Raw genomic sequence first — 16,041 nt, 5'->3', positions numbered from 1 at the left:
CCGCCCGTTACTCTTCGGTCGCGACGTTGCCGCGCAGCCGCACGAGAATGCCCTCGAGGGCGTCGAGGTTGCCGAAATCGATCGTCACCTGCCCGCGCCCGCGGCGGCCAAGCTTGATCTTCACCGTCGACGCGAGCAGGTCGGACAGTTCCTCTTCGAGACGACGCGTATCGCGGCCGCCGTCGTCTTTCGCGCGCGCCTTCACAGCCGGCGCTTCCTTCGTCGTGTGGGTGACGAGTTTCTCGGTCTCGCGCACCGACATGCGCTTGTTGACGACCTGATGCGCGAGCGTGATCTGCGTGGCCGCATCGACGGCGAGCAGCGCACGTGCGTGCCCCATGTCGAGATCGCCGGCCAGCAGCATCGTCTGCACCGGCGACGCGAGGTTCAGCAGGCGCAGCAGGTTCGACACCGCGCTGCGCGAACGGCCGACCGATTCGGCCGCCTGTTCGTGCGTGAAACCGAACTCGTCGAGCAGGCGCTGGATACCGTGCGCCTCTTCAAGCGGATTCAGATCCTCTCGCTGGATGTTCTCGATCAGCGCCATCGCGGCGGCAGCCTGATCGGACACGTCCTTCACGAGCACCGGCACTTCATCGAGACCGGCCAGGCGCGCCGCGCGGAAGCGCCGCTCACCCGCGATGATCTCGTATTTGTCTGATGAAATGGGCCGTACCAGGATCGGCTGCATCACGCCCTGTGCGCGAATGCTGGCCGCGAGCTCCTGCAGGCTGCCCTCGTCCATCCGCGTCCGCGGCTGGTACTTGCCGGCCTGCAGCTTGCCGAGCGCGAGCGTGTTCGGTGCCCCTTCGATCTTCACCGCTTCGGTGATATCGGCACTGCCGCCGAGCAGCGCTTCGAGGCCACGTCCCAAGCCCTTCTTCTTTGGTACCGCGTTCATGTCTTTCTTCCTCGCTTCGCTCATGTCCGGATCACGACACCTCGAACGCGCGCACGCGTTCGATCATCTCGGCGCCGAACTGGAGATACGCTTGCGCACCACGCGAGCTGCGGTCGAACACGACGCCCGGCAGCCCGTAACTCGGCGCTTCCGCCAGGCGCACGTTGCGCGGAATCACCGCGTCGAACACCTTGTCGCCGAAGTGCGCTTTCAGTTGATCGGAAACTTGCTGCTGCAGCGTGATGCGCGGATCGAACATCACGCGCAGCAAGCCGATGATCTTCAGGTCGCGATTCATGTTCGCGTGAACCTGCTTGATCGTGTTGACGAGGTCCGACAACCCTTCCAGTGCGAAGTACTCGCACTGCATCGGAATCACGACGCCATGCGCGGCACACAGCCCGTTCAGCGTCAGCAGTGACAGCGTCGGCGGGCAATCGATCAGCACGAAATCGTAGTCGTCGGCCACGTGCTCGAGCGCGGCCTTCAGTCGGCGTTCGCGATTGTCGATGCTGATCAGTTCGATCTCGGCACCGGACAACTCGCGGTTCGCGGGCAGCACGTCATAGGTGACGCCGTCCGGGCGGATGCGCGCGTCGGTCACCGACACGCCGTCGATCAGCACTTCGTACACGGTCGCTTCGCAGGAGGCTTTGTCGATCCCGCTGCCCATCGTCGCGTTGCCCTGCGGGTCGAGATCGATCAGCAGGACTCGTTGCTCCTGCGCTGCAAGGCTTGCGGCGAGATTGACCGATGTCGTCGTCTTGCCGACGCCCCCCTTCTGGTTCGCAACGCAGAAGATCTTTGCCATCGTTGGTGTGTTCCCTTTACCTTCAAACAAACGGCGCGCTACCGCGCGCCTTCAATTCGCCTCGTCGACGGCCACTTCGAACAGATGCCGTTCGGCATCGAGCAGCGGTACCGCCAGCCGGATCGTCTGCTTCACGCGACTGCCTTCCGGCAATCGCGCAATCTCGTCGTCCGGGTGAACGCCCTTCATCGCCCAGATCGATCCGCCCGGCGCGACCAGATGTCGAGCAAGTTTAACGAAGTCGGACAGATCCGCGAAAGCGCGGGATACGATCATGTCGAATTTTTTCGGCACTTCGACACCCGGCTGCAGCGATTCGACGCGCCCGGTGACGACCGACAGGTTCGCGAGCTTCAGCTCCGCGCGCATCTGCGTCTGGAATGCAGACTTCTTCTGCACGATATCGTTCAGCGTGATCTGCCATTCCGGCTCGACGATTGCGAGCACGATACCGGGCAATCCGCCGCCCGAGCCGACATCGAGCACGCGCGCCGATGTACGGCCGCGCAGATGCGGGACGATGGAGAGCGAATCCAGGATGTGCTGGATCAGCATCTGCTTCGGGTCGCGGATCGCCGTCAGGTTGTAGACCGCGTTCCACTTGCCGAGCAACCCGACGTAGTCGAGCAGCTGGTCGCGTTGTGCATCCGTCAGTGCGAGGTCGAGCGCCGTCGTGCCTTCGACAAGCATCCCTTCCAGTACATCCCGATTAACCGCCGGCGCGCGACGCGCCGTCATTGTTGCGTCGGGACGGTGCCGTCCCCCTGCTCCGTTGCCTCTGCGGCCGTGCCATTCCGGCGCCCCAGGCCGCGGCGCTTCAGGTGCACCATCAGCAGCGAGATCGCCGCCGGCGTGACGCCCGAGATACGCGACGCTTGCCCGATCGTTTCCGGCCGGAACTCGTTGAGCTTCTGGCTCACCTCGAACGACAGGCCACGGACTTCGCGGTAATCGATACCGTCCGGCAGGCGCGTGTTCTCGTTCGCGTCATTGCGTTCGATCTCGGATGCCTGGCGCTCGATATAGCCCTGGTACTTGATGCCGATCTCGACCTGCTCCTTGATCTGCTCGAGCAGCACCGGATCGTCGGCCAACGGCTCCGCCGGGCCGCATTCGCCCCCCTTCAGTCCACACACGCCGTCGTAACTGATGCCCGGGCGGCGCAGCAGCTCGGCGAGGCTGTATTCGTGATCGATCGCCTTGCCGAGCAACGCGGTCGCCTCTTCCGGCGGCAGCGTCTTCGGCGTGACCCACGTAGATTTCAGGCGTTCGGTTTCACGTGAAACAGCGTCGCGCTTCCGGCTGAATGCGTCCCAACGCGCGTCGTCGACCAGCCCCAGCTCGCGGCCGACTTCGGTCAGACGCATGTCGGCGTTGTCTTCGCGCAGGCTCAGGCGATACTCGGCACGGCTCGTGAACATCCGGTACGGCTCGGCCACACCACGCGTCACGAGATCGTCGACCAGCACGCCCAGATAGGCCTGATCGCGACGCGGGCACCATGCATCCTTCTCCTGCACGTAGCGGCCCGCATTGAGGCCGGCCAGCAGGCCCTGCGCGGCAGCCTCTTCGTAGCCGGTCGTGCCGTTGATCTGGCCCGCAAAGAACAACCCGTTGATCGCCTTCGTCTCGAGCGACGCCTTCAGCGCGCGCGGGTCGAAGTAGTCGTACTCGATCGCATAGCCGGGGCGCAGGATATGCGCGTTCTCGAGGCCGCGCATCGAATGCACGAGCTCGAGCTGGACGTCGAACGGCAGGCTCGTCGAGATCCCGTTCGGGTAGAACTCGTTGGTCGTCAGCCCTTCCGGCTCAAGGAAGATCTGGTGCGACTCTTTCGACGCGAACCGGTGGATCTTGTCCTCGATCGACGGGCAATAGCGCGGGCCGACGCCTTCGATCACGCCTGTATACATAGGCGAACGATCGAGACCGCCACGAATGATGTCGTGCGTGCGCTCGTTCGTGTGCGTGACCCAGCACGGCAGCTGCTGCGGATGCTGCTCCGCGCGGCCCAGGAACGAGAATACGGGGATCGGATCGAAGTCGCCCGGCTGCTCGTCGAGCTTCGAGAAGTCGATCGTGCGACCGTCGATACGCGGCGGCGTACCGGTCTTCAGGCGCCCCTGCGGCAGCTTCAGCTCCTTCAGGCGCGACGACAGCGACACGGCCGCCGGATCGCCTGCGCGACCGCCCGTGTAGTTGTTCAGGCCGACGTGGATCTTGCCGTCGAGGAACGTACCGGCGGTCAGCACGACTGCACGGGCGCGGAAACGGATGCCGATCTGCGTGACGGCGCCCACCACGCGGTCGCCTTCGACCATCAGGTCGTCGACAGCCTGCTGGAACAGCCACAGGTTCGGCTGGTTCTCGAGCCGGTGACGGATCGCCGCCTTGTACAGGATGCGGTCGGCCTGCGCACGCGTCGCCCGCACGGCCGGGCCCTTCGACGAATTGAGGATCCGGAACTGAATACCGCTCTCGTCCGTCGCCGCGGCCATTGCGCCGCCCAGCGCGTCGACTTCCTTGACCAGATGGCCCTTGCCAATGCCGCCGATCGACGGATTGCAGCTCATCTGCCCGAGCGTTTCGATGTTGTGAGTCAGCAGCAGTGTCTTCGCGCCCATACGGGCGGACGCCAGCGCGGCTTCCGTGCCGGCATGACCGCCACCGACGACGATGACGTCAAATTCTGTGGGAAAAAGCATGGTGGATTCCGCACGCAGAGCTGCGCACGAACCTATCAGAGAAATGTATGGGCCGAATTATAGCGGGTTCGCTTTTCACCCGAATGCCGTCCGAATGGTAGGGTCTGTGCATTTCGTCGATTTTTTAGCTGTGGAGGGGTGAATCCCGGGTGCCGAGCCTGTGCCGGCATGCATCGAACGGCCCGCCGCACATCATCGCGCCTGTGCAAAAACCGGCTGTCCGGGAGCCGCATGCGGCACACATAACCCGTTCGATGCCTGTGACCTGTGCGACAACCGGGACACGACACCCTGTGCCCATCCGCGTGCTCACAGCATTTCCGGCGGTTGCCCGGACACTTATCCACTGAGATACGGCCACCTTGTCGGCCGGTGAAGCACGCCACCACCCGATTCATCTGCATGCTGTGGATAGCTTATTCACCGTCCCTGCACAGGGTTTGAGATGCTTCCCCCGCCACTTATCCCACGCCGCCCGGCCATCAAGCCCTGCCGCTCAAACAAAAACGGCGTGTTTCACGTGAAACACGCCGTTCGTTTCCCGCCATCTGCCCGACTATCAAGCCGTCTTCTTCGCCAACCCGAGGTACGTTTCGATCACACGCGGATTCTGCGCAAGTTCGGCAGCCGGCCCTTCCAGGGCAAACTCACCCGTCTCCAGCACATAGCCGTAGTCGGAGATCTGCAACGCCGCCCGTGCGTTCTGCTCGATCAGCAGCGTCGCCACTCCCGTACTGCGTAACGCGCTGATGATGTGAAAGATCTCCTTCACGATCAGCGGCGCGAGCCCGAGGCTCGGCTCGTCGAGCATCAGCAGGTCGGGCTTGCCCATTAGCGCGCGGCCGACCGCGAGCATCTGCCGCTCACCGCCGGACAGCGTGCCGGCCGCCTGCTTGCGGCGCTCCTTCAGCCGCGGGAACAGCGCGAACACGTGGTCGAGCTGGTCGAGGAAGTTCGATTCCCCCGCCCGCTTGCGCCGATACGCACCCAGCACGAGGTTGTCTTCGACCGTCATCGTGCTGAACAGCTCGCGCTTTTCCGGTACGAGGCACATCCCGCGCGCGACGCGCTGCTCGACCGGCAGCGCACCCACGTCGTTGCCGCGATACAGGACCGCGCCTGATGCGTGCCCGGTTACCGGCAGCGCACCCATGATCGCGTTCAGCAGCGTCGACTTACCGGCGCCGTTCGGTCCGATCACGCTGACGATCTGTCCGGCGCCAACCTTGATCGCCGCGCCGTGCAGCGCCTCCACCTTCCCGTACCGGACTGCCAGCCCGCGCACTTCGAGAATCGGCATCGTCGTGTCCGTCATCACTCCACCCCGCCCAGATACGCTTCGAGCACCGCCGGGTTCTGCTGCACGTCCTGCGGCAGCCCTTCCGCGATCCGCGTGCCGAACTCCATCACCACCAGCCGGTCGGTGAGATTCATCACGAAATCCATGTCATGTTCCACGAGCAACACGCTCATGCCTTCGGCCTTCAATCGCCGCAGCAGATCGGCGAGTTGCTGCTTTTCCTGGTAACGCAACCCGGCAGCCGGCTCGTCGAGCAGCAGCAGCGTCGGGTCGCAGCACAGCGCCCGTGCGATTTCGAGAATCCGCTGCTGGCCGAGCGCGAGGCTGCCCGCTTCGTCGTACATGTGCTTCTCGAGCCCGACGCGGCGGATCTGGCGTGCGGCCTCGGCGAGCAGCTGCGCTTCCTCGTGTGCGTTGAGCCGCGCGATGCTGCGCCAGACGCCTGTATGGCCGCGCAGATGCGCGCCGATCGCGACGTTCTCGAGCACCGTCATCGCCGGCAACAGCTTCACGTGCTGGAACGTGCGGCCGATGCCGCGGCGGACGATCTGTCGCGACGTCAGCCCGTCGATACGCTCGCCGCGGAACGTGATCGTGCCGCCCGTCGGCTTCAGCACGCCCGTCACGAGGTTGAACGTGGTCGACTTGCCGGCACCGTTCGGGCCGATCAACCCGATGATCTGCCCCGCCTTCACGTCGAAGCTGACGTCGTTGACGGCCACGAGCCCGCCAAACTGCTTGCGTGCGTTGTCGACGACGAGCAGCGGCTCGCCGGCCGTCGGCTTCGCACGCTGGGGCAACGGATCGGCCTGCTCGGGCACATGTGCGCGCGGCCCGCGCGGGAACAGCCTCGCGACGAATGGCCATACGCCCTGGCGCGCGTACTGCAGCAGCAGCACCATCAGCACGCCGAACACGATGATCTCGAAGTTGCCTTCCGAGCCGAGCAGCTTCGGCAGCAACGTCTGCAGGTAGTCCTGCAGCACGGTGAGGATCGCCGCGCCGAGCACCGCGCCCCAGACATGCGACACGCCGCCGACCACAGCCATGAACAGGAATTCGATCCCGTGGTTCAGCCCGAACGGGGTCGGGTTCACCGCACGCTGCAGGTGCGCATACAGGAAGCCCGACACGGCCGCGAGCACGGCCGCGTAGACGAAGATCACGACGCGCATCCACGCGGTGTTCACGCCCATCGCCTCGGCCATCACGCCGCCACCGCGCAGCGCGCGGATCGCGCGGCCCGGGCGGCTGTTCAGCAGGTTCTGCACCGACACGATCGCGGCCAGCACCACCGCCCAGATCAGGAAGTACAGGCTGCGGCCGCTTTCGAGCTCGATGCCGAACAGGCTCAGCGCCGGAATCCCGTTGATCCCGTCGTACTTGCCGAGCATGTCGAGGTTGCCGAACAGGTAGAACAGCGCGAGCCCCCACGCGATCGTGCCGAGCGGCAGGAAGTGCCCGGACAGCCGCATCGTCACGGCGCCGAGCACGAGCGCGACGAGCGCCGTCAGCACGACGCCGACGATCAACGCGAGCCATGGCGAAACGCCGTATTGCGTCGTCAGGAATGCGGTCGCATACGCACCGATCCCGACGAACGCGGCCTGCCCGAAGCTCGTCATCCCGCCAACGCCCGTCAGCAGCACGAGCCCGATCGCGACGATCGCATAAAGGCCGATGTAATTCAGCAGCGTGATCCAGTACTCGGGCACCTGCAGCGCGCCGGGCAGCACCGGCAGCGAGAACAGCACCACGAGAAACACCCAGAAGGTCTTGTTGCGTACCATCGTCTTCATCGCGTCACTCCTCTTCCTCTTCCGCGTGCGGCGTCACGAAGCTCCGCCACAGCAGCACCGGAATGATCAGCGTGAACACGATCACCTCCTTGTAGGCGCTCGCCCAGAACGACGAATACGATTCGAGCACGCCGACGAGCAGCGAGCCGGCGGCCGCGAGCGGATAGCTGACGAGCCCGCCGATGATCGCGCCGACGAAGCCCTTCAGGCCGATCAGGAAGCCCGAGTCGTAGTAGATCGTCGTCAGCGGGCCGACGAGGATCCCGGACAACACGCCGAGCCCCGCCGCGAACGTGAACGCGAGCCGCCCCGCTTCCGTCGTGCCGATGCCGACGAGCTGCGCGCCGAGCCGGTTCACCGACGTCGCGCGCAGCGCCTTGCCGGCGATCGTGCGGCCGAAGTACACGTAGAGCGCACCGATCAGCACGAACGCGGTGACGACGACCAGGATGCTCTGCACCGATACCGTCATGCTGCCGATCGCGACCGATGCGTCCGAGAATCCGTTGGTACGCGAGCCTTCCGCGCCGAACATCACGAGCCCGAGGCCGACCATCGCGAAGTGGACGGCAACCGACACGATCAGAAGCAGCAGCGTCGTGCCTTCGGCGATCGGCTGGTACACGAGCCGGTAGACGAACGGCCCCATCGGCACGACGATCGCGAGCGTCAGCGCGATCTGCGCGAGCATCGGCATCGGCTGTGCGGCAAAGCTGCGCGTGATCACGAACACCGCGAGCGGCAGCAGGATGTAGCGGCTGCCGAGCGTCGCGAGCGTGCGGCCGAGCTGATGGCGACGTTCGCGATGCCGGATCAGCCCGCCGACATCGAGCAGGAAGCACGCGATGCCCATCACGAACAACAGCCAGCAGGTGGCGGGAAATTTCTGCGCCTGCAACGCGGCCAGCGTCAGCGCACCGTAGGCGACGAATTCGCCCTGGGGAATGAAGATCACCCGCGTGACGGAAAACACCAGTACGAGCGCCAGGGACAGCAGTGCATAAATGGCGCCGGTCGTGATGCCGTCTTGCGCGAGGATCGCCGCAATCGAGAGATCCATACGTTTCGTGTATCGAGAGTGCTGCGAAGAAACGAAAGACGGGAACAACCGGGGTACGGACGACACGAGGCGCATCAGGCGCCGCGCGGCGGGCCCCGGCGGTTCCAGGCGGCACGGGCGCGGCCCGTCAGGCCCGGCGCCCTGCCGACGGCGGGCACGGCGCCGTTCGCGCCGCCCACGCCGGTTTCACGTGATGCTTACTCGGCCAGCAGCTTCCACTTGCCGTCGACGATCTGCACCATCACGCGCGCACGCGTGTCGAAGCCGTTGTGATCGGTCGCCGTCATGTTGATCACGCCGTGCGACACGGGCAGATCCTTCACGCTTTCGAGCGACGCGCGCAGCGCCTCGCGGAATGCCTCGGTGCCCGGCTGCCCCTTCTTCAGCGCTTCCGGAATCGCACGCTGCAGCAGCAGGCCCGCATCCCACGCATGGCCGCCGAACGTCGCCAGCGAACCCGCGCCGTAGGCCTTCTCGTACGCAGCCTTGTAGCCGAGCGCCGGTTTCTTCACCGGGTTCGAATCGGGCAGCTGGTCGGTCACGAGCACCGGGCCGGCCGGCAGGATCTCGCCCTCGCAATCCTTGCCGCACACGCGCAGGAAGTCGTTGTTCGCGACGCCGTGGGTCTGGTACACCTTACCCTTGTAGCCGCGCTCCTTCAGCGTCTTGGCCGGCAGCGCCGCCGGCGTGCCGGAGCCCGCGATCAGCACCGCATCCGGGTTCGAGCCCATCAGCTTCAGCACCTGCCCCATCACCGACGCGTCGGTACGGTTGAAGCGCTCGTTCGACACGACCTTCAGGCCGTTCTTCGCGGCCGCCGCGTTGAACGTGTTGTACCAGCTGTCGCCGTACGCATCGGCGAAGCCGATGAAGCCGACCGTCTTCACGCCATGCTTCGCCATGTAGCCGGCAATCGCGTCCGCCATCAGCTGGTCGTTCTGCGGCACCTTGAACATCCACGCGCGCTTCGCGTCCATCGGCGCGATGATCTGCGCGCTCGCCGCGAGCGAGATCGTCGGCGTCTTGCCCTGCGACACGGGGTCGAGCATCGCGAGCGAGTTCGGCGTGACGGACGAGCCGATGATCGCGTCGACGTGATCCTCGTCGATCAGCTTGCGCACGTTCTGCACCGCACGGCTCGTGTCGGACGCATCATCCAGCACGATGTACTGCACGCTCTTGCCCGCGATTTCCTTCGGCAGCAGCGCGATCGTGTTCTTTTCCGGGATCCCGAGCGATGCGGCCGGCCCGGTGGCCGACAGCGTCACGCCGATCTTCACCTGCGCCGACGCCGTTGCCGCCGCGCACACGAGGCCCGCGGCAAGCACGGCCTCCATCCATCGATTCATCTTCATTTACGTTGTCTCCAAACGCTGCTCGAAAAAGCCACGGGTCGCTCGGGCGGCTCCCGGTCCCCAAAACAGTTAATATCTTAATTATCTCGCTCGGCCGCGCCCATGCTCGTTTTCCCGCGAGGCGCCGCACCCATGCGCCGCATGCCGGCCGAAACGGTCGTTCGACCGTCACGATGCGCAACGGCAATGTCGTCAGGATGAAGGGGGCGAAGAAATGCGGGATCCTGCGGGAGATCGATGCGTGCGCAACGATAGCGGGAACGCATGCCGATCCGGCCTGATAAGGCCCGGCGGACAAACGGTGAAACGTCGGAAAGCCGGCGGCTCATGAGGATGTCGATACGGATGCGAGCACAACGACCCGCGACGGCGCCGGAACGCGCATACAGCCCGCACAACGGCTCGGGAAGGCCGCGACGACCCACGGCGCACCCCACGACGAACGAACGGCGCCAGCCGCCCTTCCTGCCCCGATCCATCGTCCCGCGCTGCTCATCCAACCGTACTCCCTCTTCTGCATTCTGCTTGTAGGAGAACTGCCGACCGATTTTCCCGACCGCCCGGTCGGCGAAAGCCGAGTGTAACGGACGCATTTTGCGCACGCCAACCGGGTAAGCCCGGACAGCCTGCGCATGCATGCGCGCCGTCGGCGAACGGATTGCGGGAAAGGGAAAGACGGGGGGACGCGGCGACGCGCGGAAGAGATGCGGTGCGAGTGCAGGCGCGGCATACGACGATCGCGCAGGCCGATGCACCACCGGTGGAAATCCGTGCACGCAAATGAAAAAGCGCTGTTGGATTCCGTCCAACAGCGCTTTGGGGTCCGGGCACTTTGTGCCTCGATTGTCTCCTCGTTCTCCACCTGCAAATTCGTTTCGCGGTGCATCAGAACTAGGACGAAGATTAAAGGACCTTTCACACTGCGACAACTTAGCATTTACCCCTATGGTGCATCGCCGCACGAAAATGGGGCACCAGCCTGCCGCGCGGCGCCGGCCCGAGCCCGCTGCGACGCCCTTTTGGAGCATGCCGGATGGTGCTCCGCATCAACGCCCGGTGACGCGCGGCGCATGCTCAGGACGATGCCCTGAGCGGCTTGACCCGCGCGACGATCTCGCCGACGATGCCGCGCCGGAACGCCAGCACGCATGCGATGAAAATCAGCCCCGTGACGATGGTCGCCGATTCGCCGAGCGAATGGAACCACGCGACGCCCGTCGTCGACGCGAGCCATTCGCCGATGTCCCCGAGCCGGTCTTCCAGCGCAACGATCAGCGCGGCGCCCAGGAGCGGCCCGAACAGCGTGCCCATCCCGCCGACCAGCGTCATCAGCACGACGAGGCCCGACATCGTCCAGTACGCGTCGGACAGCGTCTCGAAGCCGAGCACGAGCACCTTCAGCGAGCCGGCCAGCCCCGCGAGCCCGGCCGACAGGACGAACGCGAGCAGCTTGAAGCGGTCGGTGTCGTAGCCGAGCGAGATCGCACGCGCTTCGTTCTCCTTGATGGCGACGAGCACCTGGCCGAACGGCGAATGGACGACCCGCACGATGAACGCGCATGCGGCGACGACCACCGCGAGCACGACGTAGTACAGCGTGACGTCGTTCGACAGGTCGAGCAGCCCGAACAGGTGGCCGCGCGGCACGCCCTGCAGGCCGTCCTCGCCGTGCGTGAACGGCGCCTGCAGGTAGATGAAGTAGACCATCTGCGCGAACGCGAGCGTGATCATCGCGAAGTAGATGCCCTGCCGGCGGATCGCGAACAGCCCGACGACGAGCCCGAGCATCGTCGCGGCGACGGTGCCGGCCAGCACGCCGAGCTCCGGCGTGAAACCGAGCGTCTGCATCGAATAGCCGGTCGCGTAGCCGGCCGTCGCGAGGAACATCGCATGGCCGAACGACAGCAGCCCCGTATAGCCGATCAGCAGGTTGAACGCGGCCGCGAACAGCGCGAACGTGAGCACCTTCATCACGAATAGCGGATACGCGCCGATGAACGGCGCGGCGAGCAGTGCGGCGAGCAGCGCGCCGTAGAGCACTTTTCTCTGCATCATTTTTCCTTGCCGAAGAGGCCCGCCGGGCGGAACAGCAGCACGATCGCCATGATCACGAACACGACGGTGGCCGACGCTTCGGGATAGAACACACGCGTGAAGCCCTCGATCACGCCGAGCAGCAGGCCCGTGACGATCGAACCGAGGATCGAGCCCATCCCGCCGATCACGACCACCGCGAACACGGTGATGATCATCGGCTGGCCCATCAGCGGCGACACCTGGATCACCGGCGCGGCCAGCACGCCCGCGAACGCGGCGAGCGCGACGCCGAAGCCGTAGGTGAGCGTGATCATCATCGGTACGTTCACGCCGAACGCCTCGACGAGCTTCGGGTTCTCGGTGCCCGCGCGCAGGTACGCGCCGAGGCGCGTCTTCTCGATCACGAACCACGTCGCGAGGCACACCGCGAGCGACGCGACAACGACCCATGCGCGATAGTTCGGCAGGAACATGAAGCCGAGGTTGGTCGCGCCCGACAGCTGCGAAGGCACGTCGTACGGCTGGCCCGACGATCCGTAGATCGACCGGAACACGCCTTCGACGACCAGCGTGAGGCCGAACGTCAGCAGCAGCCCGTACAGGTGATCGAGCTTGTACAGCCAGCGCAGCATCGAGCGCTCGATCACGATCCCGACCGCGCCGACCACCAGCGGCGCCAGCACGAGCATCGCCCAGTACGGCAGCCCGAAATACGACAGGCCCATCCACGCGAGCATCGCACCCAGCATGAACAGCGCGCCGTGCGCGAAGTTGATCACGTTGAGCAGCCCGAAGATCACCGCGAGCCCGAGGCTCAGGATCGCGTAGAACGAGCCGTTGACGAGCCCGAGCAGCAACTGGCTCAGCATCGCCGGCAACGGAATGCCAAAGATTTCCATCGACTTAGCCGTCAGAATGAGTTTCGTTGCGTACACAACCTTCATGCGAGGCATACGCGGGCGGCGCAGCGGGCACATCGCTGCAGCCGCCACCGTGCGGCGCGCCCGCGCGCGCCGCTACGCCCTGCTTACTTCCACAACGCGCAGCGCGATTCCTGCTTGGTCGCGAACGCCTGCTCGCCCGGAATCGTCGCGAGCACCTTGTAGTAATCCCACGGCTCCTTCGATTCCGACGGCTTCTTCACTTCCATCAGGTACATGTCGTGGATCATGCTGCCGTCCTGGCGGATGTAGCCCTTCGCGTAGAAGTCGTTGATCTTGATCTTCTTCAGCTCGGCCATCACCTTGTCGGAGTCGGTCGTGCCGGCGGCCTGCACGGCCTTCAGGTACGTCGTCACCGACGAGTAGTCGGCCGCCTGCAGGCTCGACGGCATCTTCTTCATCTTGCCGAAGTAGCGCTGCGCCCACTGGCGCGAAGCCGCATCGCGATTCCAGTACCAGCTGTCGGTCAGCACGAGGCCCTGCGTCGTCTCGAGGCCGAGGCTGTGCACGTCGTCGATGAACATCAGCAGCGCGGCGAGCTTCATCGTCTTCGTGATGCCGAATTCCTTCGCGGCCTTGATCGAGTTGATCGTGTCGCCGCCCGCATTCGCGAGGCCGAGGATCTGCGCCTTCGACGCCTGCGCCTGCAGCAGGAACGACGAGAAGTCCGATGCGGACAGCGGGTGGCGCACCGCGCCGAGCACCTGGCCGCCGTTCGCCTTCACGACGTCCGACGTGTTCTTCTCGAGCGCCTTGCCGAACGCGTAGTCGGCCGTCAGGAAGAACCACGTCTTGCCGCCCTGCTTCACCACCGCCGAACCGGTGCCCTTCGCGAGCGCCATCGTGTCGTATGCGTAGTGGACCGTGTACGGCGTGCACTGCTCGTTGGTCAGCGTGTCGGCGCCTGCGCCGATGTTGATGTAGACCTTCTTCTTCTCGGCCGCGACCTGGTTCATCGACAGCGCGGTGGCCGAGTTCGTGCCGCCGACCAGCAGGTCGAGCCCGCCGCGGTCCATCCATTCGCGCGCCTTCGACGCGGCGATGTCGGCCTTGTTCTGGTGATCGGCGTAAACGACCTCGATCGGTTTGCCGAGCACCTTGCCGCCGAAGTCGGCGACCGCCATGCGGATCGCCTCGAGACCGCCCTGCCCGTCGATATCCGCGTAAAGCCCCGACATGTCGGTGATGAAGCCGATCTTCACGGTATCCGCCGCGTGTGCGGCGCCAGCGGTGAACGCGGCGGTCGCGAGCGCGAGACAGGCCTGTGCGAGGGTCTTCATTTTCATTGACGTCTCCTGTTGTTCTGATGCGTTGTGGTTGTTCGAGGGCCGCCACGGCTAGCGGCAAGGGAAACGGGGCGGCGTCACACCCCGAGCAGGTCGTGCAGCGTCGGCATCTTGCTTTCCAGTTCGGCTGCCTGGAAATGCTCGACGATGCTGCCGTGCTCCATCACGTAGAAGCGGTCGGCGAGCGGCGCGGCGAAGCGGAAGTTCTGTTCGACCATCACGATCGTGTAGCCGCGTGACTTCAGCGCGACGATCATTCGCGCGAGCGACTGCACGATCACCGGTGCGAGGCCTTCGGAAATCTCGTCGAGCAGCAGCAGGTTCGCGCCGGTACGCAGGATCCGCGCGACCGCGAGCATCTGCTGCTCGCCGCCGGACAGCCGCGTGCCCTGGCTCTGCCGGCGCGACGCGAGGTTCGGGAACATCGCGTAGATCTCGTCGAGCGACATCGCGTGCTCGCGCGGCCCGATCAGCGGCGGCAGCATCAGGTTCTCCTCGCACGACAGGCTCGAGAAGATCCCGCGCTCCTCCGGGCAGTAACCGATGCCGAAATGCGCGATGCGATGCGTCGCGAGGCCGATCGTCTCGTTGCCCGCGACCTTGATCGACCCGCTGCGGCGGCCCGTGAGGCCCATGATCGCTCGCAGCGTCGTCGTGCGGCCCGCGCCGTTGCGGCCGAGCAGCGTGACGACTTCGCCGCGATGCACCGTCAGGTCGACACCGTGCAATATGTGGGATTCCCCGTACCAGGCTTCCAGGCCCGTGATCTCCAGCGCGGGCGTACCGCTTTCGACGCCGCTCAATTCGCGTTCCTCCCGTTCGCTGTGCTTCATGCGTGCGCCCCCGCGAGCGCCGCATCGGCACTGCCCATGTAGGCCTCGATGACGAGCGGATTCTTCGATACCTCCGCATACGAGCCTTCGGCCAGCACCTCGCCGCGTTGCAGGACGGTAATCGTGTCGGAGATGCCCGCGATCACGTTCATGTTGTGCTCCACCATCAGGATGGTGCGACCGCTCGCGACCTTCTTGATCAGCGCGGTCACGCGGTCGACGTCCTCGTGGCCCATCCCCTGCGTGGGCTCGTCGAGCAGCATCAGTTCGGGCTCCATCGCGAGCGTCGTCGCGATCTCCAGCGCACGCTTGCGGCCATAGGCGAGCTCGACGGTCGGCACGTGCGCGAAATCGGTGAGGCCGACCTGCGTGAGCAGGTCCATCGCGCGATCGTCGAGCCGTTTCAGCGTGCGTTCGCTGCGCCAGAAATGGAATTCGGTGCCGAGCGCGCGCTGCAGGCCGATGCGCACGTTCTGCAGCGCGGTCAGGTGCGGGAACACGGCCGAGATCTGGAACGAGCGGATGATGCCGCGCCGCGCGACCTGCGCGGGCCGCTCGTCGGTGATGTCGATGCCGTTGAAGACGATCTGGCCGGCCGTCGGCGTCAGGAACTTGGTGAGGAGGTTGAAGCAGGTGGTCTTGCCCGCGCCGTTGGGCCCGATCAGCGCATGGATCGCGCCGCGGCGCACACGCAGGTTGACGCCGTTCACGGCGGTGAAGCCCCTGAATTCTTTTGTCAGTCCGCGTGTTTCCAGAATCGTGTCGCCGAGAATCATGTTCCCTTCCGTACGAAGTCAGGCGGAGCACCGGGAAGCCTGGCGCAAGCGGCCGCGAACAGGTCAGCGGATCAGCGGGCTGCCCCCGGGCGCCGTGGTACGCCTCGAGGGTTGGTCTCCCGCGCCGACGCGTATGCACATTGCGCAACATTGTCGCGCCGTTGGTGCAGTGCAATCATCGGGATTTGCACTTATAGGGCCGACCGCCATATCGCACGCGGCTGTGCACGGCTTTTC

At 65.3% G+C, this 16,041-nt stretch carries 14 protein-coding genes; all 14 read right to left on the bottom strand.

What is annotated here, in order from left to right; translation table 11 throughout:
* Positions 1 to 7 precede the first annotated feature (7 nt).
* Positions 8 to 901 carry a ParB/RepB/Spo0J family partition protein gene (locus tag AC5LXK_RS00455; protein ID WP_027788713.1) on the bottom strand — a complete coding sequence of 298 codons (894 nt, stop codon included), beginning with the start codon at positions 899 to 901 and terminating at the stop codon, positions 8 to 10.
* A gap of 31 nt (positions 902 to 932) precedes the next feature.
* Positions 933 to 1,712 carry a ParA family protein gene (locus tag AC5LXK_RS00450; RefSeq protein WP_493389872.1) on the bottom strand — a complete coding sequence of 260 codons (780 nt, stop codon included), beginning with the start codon at positions 1,710 to 1,712 and terminating at the stop codon, positions 933 to 935.
* A 51-nt stretch (positions 1,713 to 1,763) separates the two neighbouring features.
* Positions 1,764 to 2,450 (bottom strand): 16S rRNA (guanine(527)-N(7))-methyltransferase RsmG, encoded by a 687-nt coding sequence (gene rsmG, locus AC5LXK_RS00445; RefSeq protein WP_493389871.1) that lies wholly within the window; start codon positions 2,448 to 2,450, stop codon positions 1,764 to 1,766.
* Positions 2,447 to 4,417, bottom strand: a complete 1,971-nt coding sequence (gene mnmG / locus AC5LXK_RS00440) for a tRNA uridine-5-carboxymethylaminomethyl(34) synthesis enzyme MnmG (protein ID WP_493389870.1) — start codon at positions 4,415 to 4,417, stop codon at positions 2,447 to 2,449. Before mnmG ends, rsmG begins: the two co-directional genes overlap by 4 nt.
* Before the next feature lie 559 nt (positions 4,418 to 4,976).
* Positions 4,977 to 5,732: an ABC transporter ATP-binding protein gene (locus tag AC5LXK_RS00435; protein ID WP_493389869.1), complete on the bottom strand. Its 756-nt coding sequence runs from the start codon at positions 5,730 to 5,732 to the stop codon at positions 4,977 to 4,979.
* The gene (locus AC5LXK_RS00430) at positions 5,732 to 7,516 is read right to left on the bottom strand and encodes a branched-chain amino acid ABC transporter ATP-binding protein/permease (protein ID WP_493389868.1); all 1,785 of its coding nucleotides are present in this window, start codon (positions 7,514 to 7,516) and stop codon (positions 5,732 to 5,734) included. The genes AC5LXK_RS00435 and AC5LXK_RS00430 overlap by 1 nt, the downstream gene beginning before the upstream one ends.
* 4 nt (positions 7,517 to 7,520) lie before the next feature.
* Positions 7,521 to 8,576 (bottom strand): branched-chain amino acid ABC transporter permease, encoded by a 1,056-nt coding sequence (locus AC5LXK_RS00425; protein WP_493389867.1) that lies wholly within the window; start codon positions 8,574 to 8,576, stop codon positions 7,521 to 7,523.
* 197 nt (positions 8,577 to 8,773) lie between these two features.
* On the bottom strand, positions 8,774 to 9,931 hold the full coding sequence (locus AC5LXK_RS00420) for an ABC transporter substrate-binding protein (protein WP_493389866.1): 1,158 nt from the start codon (positions 9,929 to 9,931) through the stop codon (positions 8,774 to 8,776).
* A gap of 77 nt (positions 9,932 to 10,008) precedes the next feature.
* Positions 10,009 to 10,569 carry a hypothetical protein gene (locus tag AC5LXK_RS00415; protein WP_493389865.1) on the bottom strand — a complete coding sequence of 187 codons (561 nt, stop codon included), beginning with the start codon at positions 10,567 to 10,569 and terminating at the stop codon, positions 10,009 to 10,011.
* Between the two features lie 436 nt (positions 10,570 to 11,005).
* Complete coding sequence (locus tag AC5LXK_RS00410) at positions 11,006 to 11,983, bottom strand: branched-chain amino acid ABC transporter permease (RefSeq protein ID WP_493389864.1); 978 nt, start codon at positions 11,981 to 11,983, stop codon at positions 11,006 to 11,008.
* The gene (locus AC5LXK_RS00405) at positions 11,983 to 12,867 is read right to left on the bottom strand and encodes a branched-chain amino acid ABC transporter permease (protein ID WP_493389863.1); all 885 of its coding nucleotides are present in this window, start codon (positions 12,865 to 12,867) and stop codon (positions 11,983 to 11,985) included. The genes AC5LXK_RS00410 and AC5LXK_RS00405 overlap by 1 nt, the downstream gene beginning before the upstream one ends.
* Positions 12,868 to 12,995: 128 nt before the next feature.
* On the bottom strand, positions 12,996 to 14,195 hold the full coding sequence (locus tag AC5LXK_RS00400; protein WP_493389862.1) for an ABC transporter substrate-binding protein: 1,200 nt from the start codon (positions 14,193 to 14,195) through the stop codon (positions 12,996 to 12,998).
* A gap of 77 nt (positions 14,196 to 14,272) precedes the next feature.
* Positions 14,273 to 15,028: an ABC transporter ATP-binding protein gene (locus AC5LXK_RS00395; protein ID WP_493389861.1), complete on the bottom strand. Its 756-nt coding sequence runs from the start codon at positions 15,026 to 15,028 to the stop codon at positions 14,273 to 14,275.
* Positions 15,025 to 15,804, bottom strand: a complete 780-nt coding sequence (locus AC5LXK_RS00390; RefSeq protein WP_006477266.1) for an ABC transporter ATP-binding protein — start codon at positions 15,802 to 15,804, stop codon at positions 15,025 to 15,027. The genes AC5LXK_RS00395 and AC5LXK_RS00390 overlap by 4 nt, the downstream gene beginning before the upstream one ends.
* Between the last annotated feature and the right edge of the window lie 237 nt (positions 15,805 to 16,041).

The sequence above is a fragment of the Burkholderia pulmonis genome, from assembly GCF_984667975.1.
Note: the sequence above shows the minus strand (reverse complement) of the source record. Positions and strands in the feature narration are given on the sequence as shown.

Excerpts from the sequence above, each read along its gene's own strand:
- AC5LXK_RS00390 (WP_006477266.1), bottom strand. The coding sequence starts at position 15,804 with ATGATTCTCGGCGACACGATTCTGGAAACACGCGGACTGACAAAAGAA.
- AC5LXK_RS00410 (WP_493389864.1), bottom strand. The coding sequence starts at position 11,983 with ATGCAGAGAAAAGTGCTCTACGGCGCGCTGCTCGCCGCACTGCTCGCC.
- AC5LXK_RS00405 (WP_493389863.1), bottom strand. The coding sequence starts at position 12,867 with ATGGAAATCTTTGGCATTCCGTTGCCGGCGATGCTGAGCCAGTTGCTG.
- mnmG (WP_493389870.1), bottom strand. The coding sequence starts at position 4,417 with ATGCTTTTTCCCACAGAATTTGACGTCATCGTCGTCGGTGGCGGTCAT.
- AC5LXK_RS00450 (WP_493389872.1), bottom strand. The coding sequence starts at position 1,712 with ATGGCAAAGATCTTCTGCGTTGCGAACCAGAAGGGGGGCGTCGGCAAG.
- AC5LXK_RS00435 (WP_493389869.1), bottom strand. The coding sequence starts at position 5,732 with ATGACGGACACGACGATGCCGATTCTCGAAGTGCGCGGGCTGGCAGTC.
- AC5LXK_RS00395 (WP_493389861.1), bottom strand. The coding sequence starts at position 15,028 with ATGAAGCACAGCGAACGGGAGGAACGCGAATTGAGCGGCGTCGAAAGC.
- AC5LXK_RS00455 (WP_027788713.1), bottom strand. The coding sequence starts at position 901 with ATGAACGCGGTACCAAAGAAGAAGGGCTTGGGACGTGGCCTCGAAGCG.
- AC5LXK_RS00415 (WP_493389865.1), bottom strand. The coding sequence starts at position 10,569 with ATGCATGCGCAGGCTGTCCGGGCTTACCCGGTTGGCGTGCGCAAAATG.
- AC5LXK_RS00425 (WP_493389867.1), bottom strand. The coding sequence starts at position 8,576 with ATGGATCTCTCGATTGCGGCGATCCTCGCGCAAGACGGCATCACGACC.
- AC5LXK_RS00430 (WP_493389868.1), bottom strand. The coding sequence starts at position 7,516 with ATGAAGACGATGGTACGCAACAAGACCTTCTGGGTGTTTCTCGTGGTG.
- AC5LXK_RS00420 (WP_493389866.1), bottom strand. The coding sequence starts at position 9,931 with ATGAAGATGAATCGATGGATGGAGGCCGTGCTTGCCGCGGGCCTCGTG.
- AC5LXK_RS00400 (WP_493389862.1), bottom strand. The coding sequence starts at position 14,195 with ATGAAAATGAAGACCCTCGCACAGGCCTGTCTCGCGCTCGCGACCGCC.
- rsmG (WP_493389871.1), bottom strand. The coding sequence starts at position 2,450 with ATGACGGCGCGTCGCGCGCCGGCGGTTAATCGGGATGTACTGGAAGGG.